The sequence below is a fragment of the Microbulbifer sp. ABE4_465 genome (assembly GCF_056160765.1).
Window position 1 is genome coordinate 902338 of record NZ_JBSWXV010000001.1, and the last position, 16373, is coordinate 918710.

At 57.4% G+C, this 16373-nt stretch carries 13 protein-coding genes; 8 read left to right on the forward strand and 5 right to left on the reverse strand.

Annotated elements, in window-relative coordinates; genetic code table 11:
• Positions 1-79: 79 nt before the first annotated feature.
• Together ACXAG1_RS03680 and ACXAG1_RS03685 are read right to left on the reverse strand one after the other, a co-directional pair.
• Positions 80-2314 (reverse strand): TonB family protein, encoded by a 2235-nt coding sequence (locus ACXAG1_RS03680; RefSeq protein ID WP_475118951.1) that lies wholly within the window; start codon positions 2312-2314, stop codon positions 80-82.
• Between the two features lie 24 nt (positions 2315-2338).
• Entirely contained in the window at positions 2339-3049 is a 711-nt protein-coding gene (locus tag ACXAG1_RS03685) for a hypothetical protein (RefSeq protein ID WP_475092775.1), read from the reverse strand.
• Between the two features lie 269 nt (positions 3050-3318).
• On the opposite strand from ACXAG1_RS03685, the gene ACXAG1_RS03690 reads away from it, so the two are divergent.
• The 4 genes from ACXAG1_RS03690 to ACXAG1_RS03705 all read left to right on the forward strand — a co-directional run bounded on the left by ACXAG1_RS03690 (position 3319) and on the right by ACXAG1_RS03705 (position 7682).
• Entirely contained in the window at positions 3319-3522 is a 204-nt protein-coding gene (locus ACXAG1_RS03690) for a hypothetical protein (RefSeq protein ID WP_475118952.1), read from the forward strand.
• Positions 3523-3672: 150 nt separating this feature from the next.
• Positions 3673-5406 carry a coiled-coil domain-containing protein gene (locus tag ACXAG1_RS03695; RefSeq protein WP_475118953.1) on the forward strand — a complete coding sequence of 578 codons (1734 nt, stop codon included), beginning with the start codon at positions 3673-3675 and terminating at the stop codon, positions 5404-5406.
• A gap of 26 nt (positions 5407-5432) precedes the next feature.
• Positions 5433-7244 carry a hypothetical protein gene (locus ACXAG1_RS03700; RefSeq protein WP_475118954.1) on the forward strand — a complete coding sequence of 604 codons (1812 nt, stop codon included), beginning with the start codon at positions 5433-5435 and terminating at the stop codon, positions 7242-7244.
• A gap of 198 nt (positions 7245-7442) precedes the next feature.
• Positions 7443-7682: a hypothetical protein gene (locus ACXAG1_RS03705; RefSeq protein ID WP_475092771.1), complete on the forward strand. Its 240-nt coding sequence runs from the start codon at positions 7443-7445 to the stop codon at positions 7680-7682.
• On the opposite strand, the gene ACXAG1_RS03710 is transcribed toward ACXAG1_RS03705, so the two are convergent.
• A complete protein-coding gene (locus ACXAG1_RS03710) occupies positions 7614-9509 on the reverse strand; it encodes a hypothetical protein (RefSeq protein ID WP_475118955.1) in 1896 nt (631 codons plus the stop codon). The genes ACXAG1_RS03705 and ACXAG1_RS03710 overlap by 69 nt on opposite strands.
• 346 nt (positions 9510-9855) lie before the next feature.
• On the opposite strand from ACXAG1_RS03710, the gene ACXAG1_RS03715 reads away from it, so the two are divergent.
• A complete protein-coding gene (locus ACXAG1_RS03715) occupies positions 9856-10929 on the forward strand; it encodes an alpha/beta fold hydrolase (protein ID WP_475118956.1) in 1074 nt (357 codons plus the stop codon).
• A 73-nt stretch (positions 10930-11002) separates the two neighbouring features.
• Here ACXAG1_RS03715 and ACXAG1_RS03720 read toward each other — a convergent pair whose 3' ends face one another.
• Both ACXAG1_RS03720 and ACXAG1_RS03725 read right to left on the reverse strand, forming a co-directional pair.
• Positions 11003-12745: a hypothetical protein gene (locus ACXAG1_RS03720; protein ID WP_475118957.1), complete on the reverse strand. Its 1743-nt coding sequence runs from the start codon at positions 12743-12745 to the stop codon at positions 11003-11005.
• Positions 12746-12841: 96 nt separating this feature from the next.
• Positions 12842-13642 carry an ATP-grasp domain-containing protein gene (locus ACXAG1_RS03725; RefSeq protein WP_475118958.1) on the reverse strand — a complete coding sequence of 267 codons (801 nt, stop codon included), beginning with the start codon at positions 13640-13642 and terminating at the stop codon, positions 12842-12844.
• Positions 13643-13944: 302 nt separating this feature from the next.
• Between ACXAG1_RS03725 and ACXAG1_RS03730 the strand changes: the two genes are divergently transcribed.
• The 3 genes from ACXAG1_RS03730 (at position 13945) to ACXAG1_RS03740 (ending at position 15891) form a co-directional block, all read left to right on the forward strand.
• Positions 13945-14562: a lysozyme family protein gene (locus ACXAG1_RS03730; RefSeq protein WP_475118959.1), complete on the forward strand. Its 618-nt coding sequence runs from the start codon at positions 13945-13947 to the stop codon at positions 14560-14562.
• A 10-nt stretch (positions 14563-14572) separates the two neighbouring features.
• Complete coding sequence (locus ACXAG1_RS03735) at positions 14573-15238, forward strand: hypothetical protein (RefSeq protein ID WP_475118960.1); 666 nt, start codon at positions 14573-14575, stop codon at positions 15236-15238.
• A 173-nt stretch (positions 15239-15411) separates the two neighbouring features.
• On the forward strand, positions 15412-15891 hold the full coding sequence (locus tag ACXAG1_RS03740) for a hotdog fold domain-containing protein (protein WP_475118961.1): 480 nt from the start codon (positions 15412-15414) through the stop codon (positions 15889-15891).
• Positions 15892-16373 lie beyond the last annotated feature (482 nt).

Here is a 16373-nt window from a genome sequence, read left to right on the forward strand (position 1 = left end):
TTTCTCCAAAAAGTCTTTCCGCTTTGCGGCTATTTCCATACACTCACAGCGCATGTTATTCGTATAAAAATTCACCCAATTACTGCAGAGTGAAGTCCAATTGTGTCATCACTCCGCGCGTGCGCACTGGAACACCATCCTCGATCAGAGGCTTATATTTCCATTTGGATACCGCTTTTTTTGCTTCACGGTCAAACACACGTAAGGGGCGCGAATCCACCACCTGGACGTTTTCAACCGCACCCACCTCATTGATATCAAACGCGACGATCACAAACCCTTCAATGCCATCCCGCGCCGCCTGTATCGGATAGCGAGGCGCGATTCGAACAAGGGGTTGCAGCTTATCCATTTTTGCCTGCTCTTCTTTACGTGCCAGCTCTTCGAGGCGCTTTTGCTCCGCCATTCTTTCTGCCTCGCGGCGCCGCTGTTCTGCCGCGGCAAGCTCTGCCCGACGCTTTTTCTCCGCCGCTTCCGCATCCCGTTTGCGCTTGACGGCCGCTACGGCTGCCTTTCTTTCCGCATCAATACGAGCGATCTCGTCGCCCATGGCCTCTGGAGCCTCGCGCCACTGTTTCTCACCCAATTTCCAGCCCGCCAGGGCGGCGGCAAAGTCGCCCCGTTGCTCGGCCAGTACTGCCTGATTCTTCGCCTCCAGTGCTGCGGATACCTGAGCAGGTGCACTCAAACTGTACTCATCCTGTACACGCTCCCAGTCGTTTCGGGCTTCATCGAAGGCCGCTTGTGCCGTAAGGAGCCCGGCTGCCGCATCGAAATCCTCCAATAAGGCAGAAAAACCGGAACGCACTTTCTCGAAGACCGGTTGCGCCTGATCAAAGGCCTCATCGCGCAACAACGTCTCAGCCATCGACAAATCTCCTTCCAGCTCCGTCAGACGGTGGCCTGAGAAAATGCCCTGCTCTGTAACCTGCTGCCAATTTTCCAATGCTCTCAACTCCGGGCTCTCGTTGCGTTTTGCATCCCGCAGATCACTGTCGAGACCCCGTCTGGAAGAATCCAGACGTTGTTTCAGCACCTTGATTTCCCCCTGAATACGGGCGAGACCGGCCTTGCGTATGGCAATCTCTTCCTTGCTCATGGGCAGCAGGCTTTTCAGGCTGTCTAACCCGATATATCCACTGGAAGCCAGACCACCGACGCCGAACAGCGCCACCAGTAGGCCGGCAGCGATACCGATTCCTTTCCAGGGCAGGTTCAACCTGGTCCGGCCTTTGTTTTTTTCCAACGCCTGCGCAAACGCGGCCATATCATCAAAGCGCCCTTCGGGCAGTGTATCCAGTGCCTTTTCAATATCGTCGGTAAAACGCTTGCTCAAATCTTTACGAAGATCGCGTAGCGGCCGGAATCGGCCCGCAGGGACTTCACCGGCGAGCAGTTCATACAACAACACCCCCAGCGCATATTGATCGGCGCGCCCGTCAATGGCGTTACTGCCCTTCAACTGCTCCGGTGCCATGTAATAGGCAGTCCCCATGGCCGCACCGGTCTGGGTGCGCTGGCTCGCGGATTGAATGCGGGCAATACCGAAGTCCATAATCTTGTAGTCACCGTCTTCGGTGACCCAGATATTCTCAGGCTTGATATCCCGGTGAACAGTAAACTGGTGCGCGTGAACGAGTGCCTGCGCGAGTGTGACCGCCAACCCGCGGGCTTCCTCCTCGGTGAACGGCTGACGAGTGAGACTCCGCACCTCCATCAGCTGTCGCAGGTCCTGCCCCTCCAGCAGCTCCATAGTCAGGAAAAAGAGATCCCCATCCTGCTGGACGTCGAATACATTGACGATATTCGGATGGCTCAGCTTGGACGAGATGCGCGCTTCATCCAGAAAGCGCTCGCGGGCCCGCTCATTGCGAACCAATCCGGGTAATAACACTTTGAGCGCGATCTCATCCTGCCGGGTCGTATCGTACGCACGATACACCGCGCCCATGCCACCCGAGCCTATCTGCTCACGAATTTCGTAGCGGTTGGCAAGAAGCTGACCGGATTGAAGCCGAATTTGCACATTGTTCGCCCCGTCAAACTGCGTGCCCGACTGCGGCAGGTCCGCCATTTTGGTCTGCGAAAGAGCGGCATTCACATGCCCGCTCTCGTTGCCCTGTGCAGTTAATTGCCCACGAGCAAGCTGCAATTGATCCAGTTGCCGCTGATACTTGTTGCGCAAAACATCCGTCGGCGCCTTGGCTTGAGCCTGCTGCAATTGCACGATTTTCTGTGCGATCGCCTCCCGTATCTGATCTGCGCTGGCACTTTCATCAAGCCCCACAAGTCCAGCAACTGCGCTTTGATTCATTGTGTCGTTTTCCAATATTTTAAATTACGTTTCTGCAACCACTGCCCTGCAGGGTGCGCGTCGAGCGGCGGGCAACCTGTGAAGCATCGTCAATTCACCGCCAGCATAGTGGGCGTTACCCCTTCGAACTACAGATCGGTCTTGACAGTCGATCGCGTTGTAGTAAATAGATTCTGAGGGCAACAGATAGCGCTCACCGCCGAATCGCTCATCGTTGGTCTGATATTTGAATCCGTTTTGCACAAAGTGCATCAGGCGCACGTTTCGCAGGTTGGGCGCCTGAGGAAATCGCAGCGCGCCACCATTGAGACCAACGCGAATTAAATCTTCCTGTTGCGGCGATTTCTGCTCGGAAACAGTACCGGGTTGAGTGACAGGATTTTTTTTCGGTGCGGCGGGTATTGGCTGGGGAGCCAGTAATGGCTCTAAAGAGTCAGACCCGAAAGGGCTATTCGCCGGAGCTGGTTCCATCGCTCCCCGCGATGCTTCTAATTGCGGAACACGAGGCCGGCGTTTCGGCTTTGGCGTTTGCTCGCGAACCAGCGCCTTATGCGCCTGGAATTCACGCCAGCTGGTGCGCAAATACTCCGCAAGTTCACGGTCACGGGCGGTAACAAATCCCTCAAAGGCGCCGCGCTGCTTCTGTTTCCAGCGATTGAATTCGCTGTCGCCCCAGACCAAATTGCCCGAAATGCACGAAGTCAGTGCCAAAAGACACGATACGACCTGTTTCATGTGATGGGATGCGTGCTGTTTTCGTTGTTGTTACAGATGGCCAAATCGGTGCATTACACACAATCACCCAGCTCTTTATTGAAAGTGCTCAATAATGCGACAAGGGTACCATTTAATGCGTGAATTGCGCAGCATAAAATGCGACGATCAAACACGAGTCCGGGAAAATCACATCCAGTCGATGCAGATGCTGTCATCCAGCGTGGATTTCCCGACACCAATATCCGCGACTGAACTTGCAGTAAATAAAAAACGACAAAAACAATCTCATGCGCAGTACGAATTCCTGGCCAGCGTTAATCCTCTCTGAAGCATGGATCGGCAAGCTCGACCGCCTCGCCGACTCGTGCCACAGCCAGCCTGGCCTTGCGGAAGAAGCCTGCACCCATATCATCGATCGCCTGAGTGAGAGTGACTGGTCGCGCTGCAAAACCTACTCGGGACAGTCCAGGCCAGAAACCTTCGCCCAGTGACTCGCCACAAACCTGCTGGAAGAATTCCGCGTAGCCAAAGCCCAGCAGGAGCTTGAGAAAGAACTTTCTCGCTGAAAGGCGCCACCGTAAAATGTGAAATAAATCACACAACTACAACAACATTGATCGTATCTGCCAGGAATCTCACATATGCCCAGCAAGGAATTCAGCTCCATTCGCAGCGAACTTGAACAGCAGCTTGCCCAGGCACGCGCCGAAGCGGAAAAAGCCCGTCAGGCTGCGCAGGACGCCGAACTGGAAAAACAGAAGGCGGAAGGCGAAGCCTCCATCGCCAAAGATCAGGCGGCACAGAACCAGGAAGCGTTGAATGTGGCCCAGCAGCAGGCCCAGGCAGTGACCGACTCCATGAGCCAGGCCGCCAGCGGTGCGCAGCAATCGAGCTCCTCCGCCAGCGATGCACAACAGCAGGCCAACCAGGCCGCGCAGGCCGCCGCCGAAGCGCAGCGCGAAGCCGCCGAGGCCCGCCAGGCATCGGACAGTGCCGACTCGGAAGCACAGGCCGCCCGCTCTGCCAGTTCCGATGCTGCCGCAAATCAAAGTGAAGCGGCACAGATGGCCAGTACCGCCGGCTCCGCAGCGAGCAGCGCAGGACAACAGGCCAACGCCGCCGGGGCTTCCGCCAGCGATGCACAGACCCAGGCGTCCCAGGCAAACGCCGCGGCGACCGACGCCCAGAACCAGGCCTCTCAGGCGGGGCAATCCGCGGCAGACGCGCAAAACCAGGCTGGCGCGGCGAATAGCTCCGCCCAGGACGCACAGGCGCAGGCCACAGACGCCGGCACCGCGGCCGGCGAGGCACACACCCAGGCCGGAGATGCCGGCGAGTCCGCCGACACCGCGAGAACCGGTGCCGATCAGGCCACAACGGCCGCAACCGATGCCCAGACTCAGGCCGACAGCGCCACGGACGCCGCCAACCGCTCTTCTCAGGAAGCCGAGCGCGCGGCGGAAGCATCGGAAACCGCCAGTACCCTGCGCGACCAGGCACAGAGCGCCGCTGACGTGGCCCAGGAGAGCGAAACCCGCGCGGCGGATGCCGCAGTGAGCAGTGAAGAACAGCAGCTGGCCGCGCAAAAAGCGGCGGAACTGGCCCAGCAGCAGGCCCAGGCGATTGCCGAAGAGGCGGAGAGTGCAAAAGAAGCCCGCACAACCGCCGATAGCGAAGCGGAAGAAGCCGACGAGGCCCAGCAGACGGCCAGTGCGGCCGCCGAACAGGCGGAGTCTGCGGCACAACAAGCCGACAGCGACGCCAGCCAGGCCGCCGGTGCCGCAAGCCAGGCGCAGTCTTCCGCGTCACAGGCCCAGTCGGAAGCCTCACAGGCATCTGCTGCCGCATCCGAAGCCCAGTCCGAGGCGAGCCAGGCGGAGTCCGCTTCGTCCGCCGCCGCCAGTGCCGCCTATCAGGCGCACAGCAGTGCGGAACAGACCGACGAGGCACTGCGCCGTGCACAGGACTACCTGGCCCGCGCAGAACAACAACTGCAACAGGCAGAGGCGGCGCGACAGGAAGCCGAGTCCCTGCGCGACGACGCCCGCTCGACCTCTGAACAACTGGCAAAGCTGCTGTCGGAAATGGAGCAACATGCCATCGCCGCGGTGGACAAAACCGAAAGTGAAGCACTGGATGCAAAGAATGCGGCCACCGACGCGTGGAAACACAACGAAAAAGCCATGGACGCAATGATCGACGCGCAAAAGCATATGGACACCGCCGAGCGCTATGCCGGCGAGGCGCAAAACGGCGCGCAACAGATCGTAGGGTTCGTGGACACCGCGCGGGACACCCTGAGCACTGCCAACGACGCCGCCGGCGATGCCCGCGAAGCGGCATCCGATGCGCGCTCTGCAGCCAACAGCATTTAATGCGGTCAACGAACTAGGACACTGTCATGGATTCCACAACCAAAGACCGCAGCGAACTGGAAGCCGCACTGGCGCGGGCTCGCGCGGAAGCCGAACAGGCCCGCCAGGCTGCCCAGCAGGCACAGGCCGACAAACAGGCCGCGGAAATCGAAGCAGGTGTTGCCCAGCAGCAGGCCGCGGCCAGCCGCGAAGCCCTGCAACAGGCACGCAGCACGGCCCAGTCGGCTACCGAATCCGCCAACCGATCAGGCCAGCAGGCGCAACAGGCACAGAGCAGCGCCAATACCGCCCAGCAACAGTCACTGCAATCCCAGCAGGCAACCAGCGAAGCACAGCGACACGCGGCCAGAGCCGGAAGCGCCTCGGATTCCGCAGAGCGCGAAGCACAAGATGCCGGCCGTGCCTCCCGCCAGGCAGAAAACGCATCGCACGAGGCAAGCCGCGCTGCCACGACCGCCAATGCCGCCGCCAACCAAGCGCAACAATCCAGTAGTGCCGCGCAAAGCGCGGCCAGCAACGCACAGGCCCAGGCCGGCAACTCCGCCAGTGCCGCCAGCAGCGCTCAGGGCAGCGCCCAGACCGCCGGTGGTGCGGCGAGCAATGCGCAGTCCCAAAGCAGCAGTGCCAATGCCTCCGCGCAGGAAGCGCAGTCCGCCGCATCCGCGGCCGGCAGCGCCAGTGAGCAGGCGCGCGACCACGCCGGCAACGCTGGCCAGGCTGCCGATGCTGCACGCTCGCAGGCCAACGACGCGTCCCAGGCCGCCGGTACCGCCGCGTCCCAGGCCGGCGATGCCGGGACCGCTGCCACCAGCGCACAAACCGGTGCAGATACCGCGACCGATTCCGCCGGGCGCGCACAGCAGCAGGCCGAGAACGCAGGTGATGCCACAAGTGCCGCGGAAGATAACGCAAACACCGCAAATTCCTCGGCGGAATCCGCTGACACGCAAAAGTCTGCCGCGGAGCGTGCTGCCGACGCTGCCCGCAATCAACAGCAAAGTACAGAAGATCTCGCCACCGAGGCCGCTCGTCTGCGTGCAGAAACCGAACAACAGGCAAACCTTGCACAACAGGCCAGCGAACAGGCACAGCAACAGGCGGAAACCGCCGAGAGAAACCGCCAGTCCGCGGAAGACGACAGCGCCAAGGCCAACGCGGCTTCCTCGCAGGCGGGCAGCGCGGCGAACGAATCTGCGTCTGCAACCGCCCAGGCCACCGCTGCGGTGGGGCGCGCCCAGAGCGAAGTCTCTTCCGCACAGACCGCGTCCGCCAATGCGCAAACCTCTATGCAGTCTGCCGAGCGTTTCGACGATGCCGCGCAGCGGGCGCACGCCACAGCAGACGTCAACGCCAGTGAAGTCGACAAATTACTCGCACAGATCCAGCGGCTGTCCCAGGATACCCAACAGACACGGGACGACACCGACGGCCTCAAGTCCGACATCCAGGATCTGCTGAGTTACGCCGAGGACGCCGCGCAGGAAAGTCGCAGCCGCTTCAACGAGCTGCTCAAAGAAGCCATGGATGCAAAGAATCGCGCACTGGATGCAAAACTGGATGCGTTCAACGCCCAGGTCACCGCCGAAGCCAACCGCGACAAAGCTCAGGAGCACGCCGACGCGGCGAAGGTTTTCGCGGAACAGACCGCGCAGCATCACGGCGATGCCAGCAATGGACTGGGCCAGTGCCTGCGGATGACATCCAGCTGCACAGCAGAAAAAAGTGATGCCCAATCCAGCCGCGACGAGGCTGAAGACTGGGCGCGGGTAGCGGAACAGCGCAAGCGCGAGAAACTGGATAAAGCGAACAGCACACCCAATGGTTGGGCGAATATCTGATATGCCAAGAACAGCAACTGCAAAACCATTCCTGGTAAGCCTGACCGTCGCCAACTCACCCTCTACCCGGAGCGTGTCAACGGCCAGCGACTGCCCCTCCAGGTCCCTGCGGCCACCGAATACCGCTGGCAGATAAAAGCCGGGAACCCCGGCTACCTGCACCTGCTGGGCGTGTATCAAAATGGTGAGGTGGATATATTGCGACAGGATCTGACCATGCGCCAGGCAAACGCCATCACCATCCCGGAAAGCGGCGGTGTGTGGGAGGCGGGGCTGATTGCACCGGACACCCCCACAACGGATTCCTACATTGCACTGGTTACCGATGTGCCACTGACCGAGACGGCGCTGGGGCAGCTGTTAAATGGATCAAGCGTCCACCAGCATTTCGAGTTGGGCCCGACAATCACTGACGATCTTGCTTACGCTGCCCTGTAGTTTCTGCGCGGGTAGCTGTTGCCGTTGCCACTGATTGATCAGCGTATCGATATTCGCCAGGCGCTGGCGGGACTGATGGGATTGCTTTTCGCTGGTCTGGCGCTCGCGCTGTTGCCAGTCTTGCAAGGTGCGGTCCAGCACCAGTTGCCATTGTTTTTTGGTGCGCTCGAGAAAATCGCCGATGCGCGACTGCTTCTCACGGGTCAGTTCCCCCAATAGCCGGCGGCTGCTGCCGAGAACTTCCTCGCGCACGCGGCTGACCTCTTTCTCAAGGCGCTCCTCGTCCTCCCGCTTCCAGCCGTAATAGGTGAACACAAAAGCACCAACAAACACAAAGAAAATAATGACGCCGATCAGCGGGTTATCCCGCAGATTGATACCCATCATCGCCAGCAGTGAAACACTCATCAGAATGACGAAGGCCGCGCGGCGCGCTTCCCCCAAACGCTGAAAAAAGCCGCGCTTGGGCATCTCGCCTTGGTAGCGCATCTCCAGATTCACCGAGCTGGCGAGATCATCAATCAGGCCATCGCGATTGAGCGGATCGAACTCCAGTACCGGTTCCACGCCGGTCTTGCTTTTGAATTCATTGGACAGGGAGCGCTTGAGGGAATCCAGTTCGCTATTGAGCATTTCCGCATCGCGTTTAACCCCGTTTTTCAAGGCGTCGCGCAGAAAACGGGTAAGGGATTCCTGATACTTGTTGCTGAGAGATAGCTTGATCGATTTGTACCCCGTCTCCATCGCCAAATCGTCGATGTGCATGGAGTCGATAAACTGCTTCAACTGCTGACCGGCGTTGCCGGTGCCAGTGTCGTTGCGACGGGCCTTTTCCTGCAGGGATTTATTGATGTCACTCACCCCATCCCCGAGGTGGTTGCGCAGCTGACTGGCGAAGCCCATGTCATTGCCCAACGCAGCGCTGGTCTGGGTTTTGCGCGCTTCGCGCTTTTTGCGGCTCTCCAGCTGACGCAGCTCCTGAGACAGCCGCTCGTTGACCGCCTCGACCGCAGTCTCCGCCTTGCGACCGAGCAGCAGCAGTTGCAAGGTCTGGCGCAGCGCATTTTCCGGGCTAGTAAGGAACCCGGGCAGTTCGGCCTCAACATGGGTGGTAATCAGCTTGGGTGGCAGGTTGATCTTGGGGCGTGCCACTTGCTGCCACCAGCCGTTCTCCGGAATACTTACCTCTTCCGCAAGCTCATCCACGGGCAGCAACGGCCAGAAGCCTTCCATCTCCGCCATCAGATCATTGATCACACCGCGCTCGATTTCCGACAAAGCGTAGTGCGGATGCCCTGCCACCATCAGAATATTGGTCTCGCGCAGAATACGTGTCAGTAATGCGGGCGACTCCTGCACAAATTTTGTGCTATCCGGCAACAGCAGGTTGAGGTTTTTCAGGTCGTTTACCCGCTCCGTCACCAGTGTGAGTTCCTGGCCACCGCTGTCCGTCATGCCGGACGAATCGCCCACCACCTGTACCAGCTCCTCCCAAGTATCGAACTCCTGACGCGAGCCACTGCTGTTTTCAACCGCGTAGCCCTTGTCCTTCAGCTGCACTTCCAAAAGGCCGATCTGCCCGGAAATCTGCAGTGAGAAAACCGCAAACTGGTGGCCGTACAGCCACTTCAGCACCCGCTCCCGACTGGGCTTGTCCAGGCACAGCAGCGTGACGGAAAACGGTCGGCGATCCAGAGATTGAATCAGGCTACCGAAGTGCTCGGCCAGCGGCATTTCCGCCTGGCCCTGTTCCAGGGTGGCGGCAAGATTGCGGGCATCGGATACGGTCTGGCGGAAGTGGTTTTCGATTTGCTGGGTGCGGGCCATTGCTACGTCTCGAACTCATTGTGGCCGCCGATGAAGCGGCACGATTTATTCACGGCGAATCATCTACGGAGAGGGACCAGCAGCCATTTTAAACAGAACTCGATGAAATTTGTGATTCCTCGCACACAAATAGCCCCTTGGAGCCATGCCCTGTAGTAGACCCGACAGCCACCGGGAATCCATCGCGGTAAATTCGGTCAGTCATCTATCAGTGCTATGATCATCAGCGCTGCTGTCCAGGTCGTTTTATAAACAGAACAAATTAACAGCGGCGCGATCGTGCAGAGAGCAGAACCACGACTCACCCAGCCGAACATTCGCAATACCTCAAGGAGTACGAAGACTTATGCTGAATGCCACCCGCCAATCGTGGATCCGACTGCCCCTGTTGCCCCGATTTCTTATACCCCTGGTCATGGCCACGCTCGGCCTGATCTGGCCGCCGGCTTCCCTGGCCGCAGCAAGCGCCCCTGCGGTAAAACCCCAGGATGCCCGCCTGAGCGATATGGACTACCCCTACCCGGTCGAGACCTTTGCGTTCCGCGACCAGCAGCAGCCACTGGAAATGGTCTATATGGACGTACCGCCGGCAGCGGACGCCAATGGCAAAACCGTTGTGTTACTGCACGGCAAGAACTTCTCCGGCGCCTACTGGCAGAGCACCATCGATGCCCTCAGCAGACAGGGCTATCGGGTTATCGCGCCGGATCAGATTGGTTTTGGCAAATCCAGTAAGCCGGAGGGCTTCCAGTTCACCTTTCAGGCGCTGGCAGACAGCACCAAGGCACTGCTGGACAGGCTCGACGTTTCCCGCGCCACTGTCGCCGGCCATTCCATGGGCGGGATGCTCGCCACCCGCTTTGCCCTGATGTACCCGGAAACCGTCGAAAAGCTGGTGCTGATCAACCCCATCGGCCTGGAAGATTGGAAACGCGTCACGCCCTATCAGCCCATCGAGCAGGCCATCGCCCAGGAAAAACAGCAGACCCCGGAGAAGGTGAAAAACTATATGACCGCCGCCTACTTTGACGGTAAATGGAAAGCGGCCTACGACCCGCTCCTGGCCATTCAGGCCGGCTGGACCATTGGTCCGGACGCCGACAAGATTGCGGAAATTGATGCACGCACTTCCGATATGGTGTTCACCCAGCCGGTGCTGTACGAATTCGGCGACCTGAAGGCCCCCACCCTGCTGATTATCGGCACCCGCGACCGCACCGCCATTGGCCGCAACCGCGCACCGGAATCCATCCGCGCCAATCTCGGCCGCTATGACAGACTGGGCAAAACAACCGCGCAGGCGATTCCGAATGCGCAATTGGTGGAGCTGGACGGCATCGGTCATGTACCGCAGTTTGAAGACTTTGACCGCTATATGGCCGCACTCACCAAATTTCTGAAAGCTCCCGGCAAGCAGTAAGCGCGGATTAAAAGTCCGGGGGGTAAAATCCGGTGTGCCCGGACTTTAAACATTAAAAGGAAGCGATCGAATACTAGGGCGATCGCGTTCCGCAGAATTCCCGCTCGCAGCGGTTTTCGTAACAGTTCACCAGGGCATCCCGTGTACAGAGAAAACTCTCGGCCGCGGCGCTCTGCTTACACTCTGCATCCGGGCTCCAGCGAATCTCCGCTTTGTAGCTGCTCCCGCAGAACTCGGCCGCCTGATTGCGCAAATTGGTTTCCGCCAGATCGATCGCCATGGATCGCTGATAGTAGCTGCTGGAACTTCCGCTGAACGGATAATCGCGCCCCGCACCCACATAGGCATTTTCGCTATTTTCTTCGGCACCCATGGGCTCTGCTTCCTTGGCAGCGGCGACGAGTGCAGGGCTCGCCGTGTCGGGCCTATACTGCACTTTGTTTCCCGCTTCCGAATCCGATTCCGCAGGTTTTCGCTCCGCGTTCGGTTTACCAAACGCCGGACGGGGTGCGGTTTGTGCACGGTCGACCATGGTACTGATCTGGCGAGACTGCTGTAACACCTGCGCATTGCGGTTGCTGATGGCACTGAATGTCGACTGCCAGGTAGCCTGACTAAAGGCTTCCGCGCGCTGCTTTGACGCCGCCGCCCGTGCTTCTGCCTTTTCAATATTCTCCAGGTCGCGGTAAGCGCTTTCGATTCCCTCCGCAGCCTCGTCGATCCATTTCACCGCCTTCGGCACCACCTCCTGCGGCGGTATCATCATGCGGCGAAGGGATCCGCTGGACTGGGCCCACAACGCACTCTCACGCTGCTGCAGCTGCGCAAATTGAGACTGGTAAGTATTCAGGTCGTACCGCGCCAGTGCATCGCTCCGGCATTCCACATATTCCCGGTTCAGGCGGATACGCTGTTCCACACATATCGGTGCCAATCGCTTATAGCGTTGACGGGACGACTGGAAATCTTTCGGACAACCCTGGGACACGGCAAAAGCATCGAACAGGAGCGGTTCGACCTCTTCGCGCCAGAAGCGGCGATAGCGCGCATCTCCCTCACGGGCATCCGCCAGGGCGGCCCTGTTTTTCAGGTAATAATCGGTAAATGCCTGCTGTTGCTCCCGGGCACGCTCCCCTACTTCCACGGTCAACGTCGCCGTACCGGCAGAGCGCGTGCGTGCCGCAGCTGCCGTGTTCAGAAAGTACAAGCCACCCAACGAGCGGTCTTCCATCCCGCGTTTTACATTGGATGTGAGAAAGTTCAGGTCTCGCATTTCCAGTTCTTCGATCTCGCGCTGGGCAAAGCAGGCATAGCAGTATTGCCAGTCGGTAACCAAGGCACCCTTATACGAACCTGCAGGCGTTTGTGCGGGCAGCCCAAGGTCTTTCTGCTCACTGATATAGGCGCCCTGCTGGATAAGTGTCTCTGCGCTTACATATTTCAGGGGGATTACCACATACCTGTACAACGGAATCGCCTGCGGTCCCTTTTTCATTTCCAGCCATGCCACAATCATCGGTGTTTTTGCGGACACCAGTTCGTCGGTGCTGCGCAAGCGCTTCACACTGGTAAACTCGGTTGTCGCATAGGTGGCCACCAGCACCGACCTGTCCGTGCGGAACTCGGCATCAGAATCCTTGTGCCAGTCTGCCGCCCATTGATCGATGCGCGGCTTCTCACTGTGGTATGTTTCAGAAACCACCTGACGTGCCGGCGTGCTACACCCGGCCAAAAGGGCAGCCACAATATTGAGAATCAAAACGCCGAGGCAGGCATAGCGGCGAGAAAGGCGAGCAGAAGAGCGGTATGAAGGCATTTATTATGTCTTTGAGTTCGGCGAGGTTCGAAAAGTCAGGGTCAAAGACTACATCAGGGTTAATAGACGACACAATTTCCAGCGCCGAGTCACGCTTCAAATCGATACAGAACGGCCGCTAAACACCGCGGCAGCGGCCCGCTGACCACTCGCCTCCACGCGCGCTGCTCCCACCAGCTCATTCCAGCGCGCCTTCAATACCCGGTAGTAACTGGCCGCATGGATATCACCAAACGCTTTGAGCGACCAGGCGTCTTTTACCTGAACCAGGGCGGTGTGCCCTCTCGCCATCACCCCCCAATCCATGGCAAAGGCCCGCGGCGCAGCAGGATCGGCCTGAAATGCTTTCAGCGCCCTGTGCACCACGCGCATATCGATGGAGGGCCCCGCTGGACCGGCGTACTGGCCGCCACCCACGATCGTCCCGTCCACCACATACAGGCGGAATTCACACAACCACTCCACCACCTCAGAGGCGTACACATCCAGCGCAGGCGGTGCGTAGTGCAGTGCATTGTTGTCGCACTCCGGGGAATAGACATTGCCCGGCACCAGCCCCCAGGCCACCGATTTGGCAAACGCCATTTCCCCACGCTGAACGCGGTTGAGCAGGTTCCCTGCGGTAGTTGGCCATACGGCCCGGCGGAGATAGGGTCTTAGGGAGGCGGGATAGGGATCAAGAGATGGCGGCGCCGCACCAAGGGTTTTCAATGCATCCTTGACCGCACCAACACAGCCTACCACCAGCTGCGCATACTTCAGGGAGAGCTTGCCACTGCAAATATCGAACGGCTCGAACACCTGGGTAGGTATCCGGTTGGCTGTGCAGTATTCCATGATGAGCTTGGACTCTACATCGAAACACCCGTCCAGGCCTTTTTCTACGAAAACGGCCATCTGCGATCCTGTGATTCTTTTTATCGAAGAACAAGTGTAGGCAGAGATTTGGTGTTGTGGGATAAAAGCTAGGAGCCAATGCTGCTTTACGCGCCAAACTAACAGCTAGGCTGTTCACCATATTTTGTCATGCCACCACACCTGGCATGTTTCACGGTTACCGATATTAAGACTCCGCCCGCTTTATCAAATTCCTAGGCCTTATGCTCGAGACTCTGAACGATCGTACCTGAACTCTCGATTCAAATCATGAAGCGACAGAGATAAAATTAGGCCTTAGAAAATCATTACGGAATGAAAGCATGCCTCTTAACCCGGCAATAAAGCACACCGTGGCGAAGAAGCTCGAAGAGTACGAAGGCCGCTACAACCATCTTTATTTAGATACGGTTGGCAAAGTCACCGTCGGCATAGGACACCTGATTCCAGACCGCTATGCCATAACAACGATTCCGATGTACAACACGCAAAACGGGATCGCGACGACACCAGCCACCACCGCTGAAAAGCAGCAAGAGTTTGATCACGTATTAAAACAGAAGCGGAACTTTCGCGCTAAATGGTACAAACAGTATTGCAAACTCATCATGAAAGACAGTGACATAGAGATTCAGCGGGATCGGCATATCAGTAGTTTCTACATCGAGTTAAGCACGCTCTATAGCACTGCAAATGGCTACGCAAAAAACTTCGACAGTTTTCCGCATAACGTTCAGCTAGCATTGTTCGACATGATATTTAACATTGGGGCTACCAAACTGAAAAACCAGTTCATAAAGTTCAACAAGGCCATACAGAACGAAAATTGGCTGGCCGCGAGTACCGAGAGCCACCGCCCTCAGGTCAGCCCCAGCAGGAACGCATACGTTCTGAATCTCCTTAAGTCTGCCCACCAAACTGCGGTTTCGGTACAGCCCTGAGGACGACATCATGCGATCATTATTAACTCTCTTTGCGGTAATGATTATTTCCGCCTGTACCGAAAAGTCCGGCAACCCGCATATCGAAAAAGCTATTTATACTGACAACTTCGCAGGACTCGTCGAGGTCGGAAAAAACTACAACGAGAGCAAATTCGACTACGAACTGGACACAAAAAATGGATCAACGATCCAATTTCAGACCTGCGGAGACATCAAGCAGACCAAGGCAAGCGAGATTCGGGAAGATCAGTTCTCACTATTCACCATGTTGAACGTGAACTGCGAGGTATTAAAGCTCTACTTCTCTGCAGGCAACTCCCGAAAGTCATTCTTCCCCCCTGCACTTACCAGTGAGCTTATTCAGCAACTACCTGCAAGTGCCACCCCGGATCTAGGAGGTGACCCATCGCCGGCATCAAATCAAGAAATAGCACAGGCTTTCCCCAACTTTGAAATAGTCGAAATAAGCCCAACAGTGGTCCGAAGTAGCCTTGCTGGCCTTGATATTGATTATACCCTTCTGGCCAGAGGTGACCTGGATGGCGATGGCACGGAAGACTTGATAGTGCGTATGGATTGGAACAATCCCAATGCATTTGGCAATGGTTACGAAATGCTGCTAGTTGGGGCAAACGAGCTGCGCACCAGACTGCTAAAGAGCCCTACCCACTGAATAGACTCAAACCGCCCAACCAATCCATTTGCGCCAGAAAAAACTAATGGTAAAGCGCTGAGGATAACAACTAGTGATACGGACAAGCCCATCGGGCAGTTTGACACTTAATTTGCGGGTAACAAAGGGGCACGATGGGGAACCCTATGATGCCGCGAGTCACGAGATAGCAAATGGCCTACGTACCCTCCAAAAGCCCAATTCTGAAACTCTGGAACACCCTGGGCGACAACAGCCTTGGCCGCTGGCTGGTGAGCAAAATTGTCTGCTTCAATGCCCCCTACTTCAGTTCAATCAAACCTCGCTTCACACAGATACAGCCAGGCCTGATTGAGGTAAAACTGAAGAAGCGCCGCGCAGTACAAAACCACATTAAAACCGTGCACGCCATCGCCATGTGTAACGCTGCGGAACTGGCCGGAGGCGTATGCCTGGACGTATCCCTGAATGGCAACTTCCGCTGGATTCCGGTGGGCATGACCGTGCAATACCTGAAGATGGCCAAAACCGACTTACGCGCGGTGTGCAAGGTGGACGACTTTCATTGGGACTCCGCTCAGGATGTGGTGATGCCCGTCAGCGTGTTTGATACCAATGATGAGGAAGTCTTTCACGCAGACATCACGATGCGGATTTCCCCGAAGAAAATATAAGTTATTCGAATGGTGGCCACTTGCGCTTTCTGGCAGGTGGCTGCAATCACACTGGCATACCTCGATACACTAAATGCCGGTAGCCAAGCGATTCGAGTTGGACACTTTGAAGAGCGGACCGTCCCCACAGATTTAAGCGGACTTAAAATTCAAAAACAAAAAAGCCCGCACTAAGGCGGGCTTTTTTAATAATGGTCGGAGTGGCCACGTGAAGCCTGCGCAATAAAACCATTGATAGTACTCTCTTCAGAGAAATCGGAATCGTGAGATGCCGTCATAAATACCGAGACCGCTGCAGGCAAGCTCGCCAAACACGGCCCGTCTCCTACAAAGTAGATCACTTTTTAGACGTTTTCACGCGCGAAAACCTCTGTCAGCCCGGCCCACGCACAAAAATTAGATAACCCATTATAAATGATCAAAAAGCAAGCGTAGCAAGAGGTTCTTCTAGGTAGCGTAAACTGGTATTTACGCCACACAGA

Excerpts from the sequence above, each read along its gene's own strand:
- ACXAG1_RS03680 (WP_475118951.1), bottom strand. The coding sequence starts at position 2,314 with ATGAATCAAAGCGCAGTTGCTGGACTTGTGGGGCTTGATGAAAGTGCC.
- ACXAG1_RS03685 (WP_475092775.1), bottom strand. The coding sequence starts at position 3,049 with ATGAAACAGGTCGTATCGTGTCTTTTGGCACTGACTTCGTGCATTTCG.
- ACXAG1_RS03690 (WP_475118952.1), top strand. The coding sequence starts at position 3,319 with ATGCGCAGTACGAATTCCTGGCCAGCGTTAATCCTCTCTGAAGCATGG.
- ACXAG1_RS03695 (WP_475118953.1), top strand. The coding sequence starts at position 3,673 with ATGCCCAGCAAGGAATTCAGCTCCATTCGCAGCGAACTTGAACAGCAG.
- ACXAG1_RS03700 (WP_475118954.1), top strand. The coding sequence starts at position 5,433 with ATGGATTCCACAACCAAAGACCGCAGCGAACTGGAAGCCGCACTGGCG.
- ACXAG1_RS03710 (WP_475118955.1), bottom strand. The coding sequence starts at position 9,509 with ATGGCCCGCACCCAGCAAATCGAAAACCACTTCCGCCAGACCGTATCC.
- ACXAG1_RS03715 (WP_475118956.1), top strand. The coding sequence starts at position 9,856 with ATGCTGAATGCCACCCGCCAATCGTGGATCCGACTGCCCCTGTTGCCC.
- ACXAG1_RS03720 (WP_475118957.1), bottom strand. The coding sequence starts at position 12,745 with ATGCCTTCATACCGCTCTTCTGCTCGCCTTTCTCGCCGCTATGCCTGC.
- ACXAG1_RS03725 (WP_475118958.1), bottom strand. The coding sequence starts at position 13,642 with ATGGCCGTTTTCGTAGAAAAAGGCCTGGACGGGTGTTTCGATGTAGAG.
- ACXAG1_RS03730 (WP_475118959.1), top strand. The coding sequence starts at position 13,945 with ATGCCTCTTAACCCGGCAATAAAGCACACCGTGGCGAAGAAGCTCGAA.
- ACXAG1_RS03735 (WP_475118960.1), top strand. The coding sequence starts at position 14,573 with ATGCGATCATTATTAACTCTCTTTGCGGTAATGATTATTTCCGCCTGT.
- ACXAG1_RS03740 (WP_475118961.1), top strand. The coding sequence starts at position 15,412 with ATGGCCTACGTACCCTCCAAAAGCCCAATTCTGAAACTCTGGAACACC.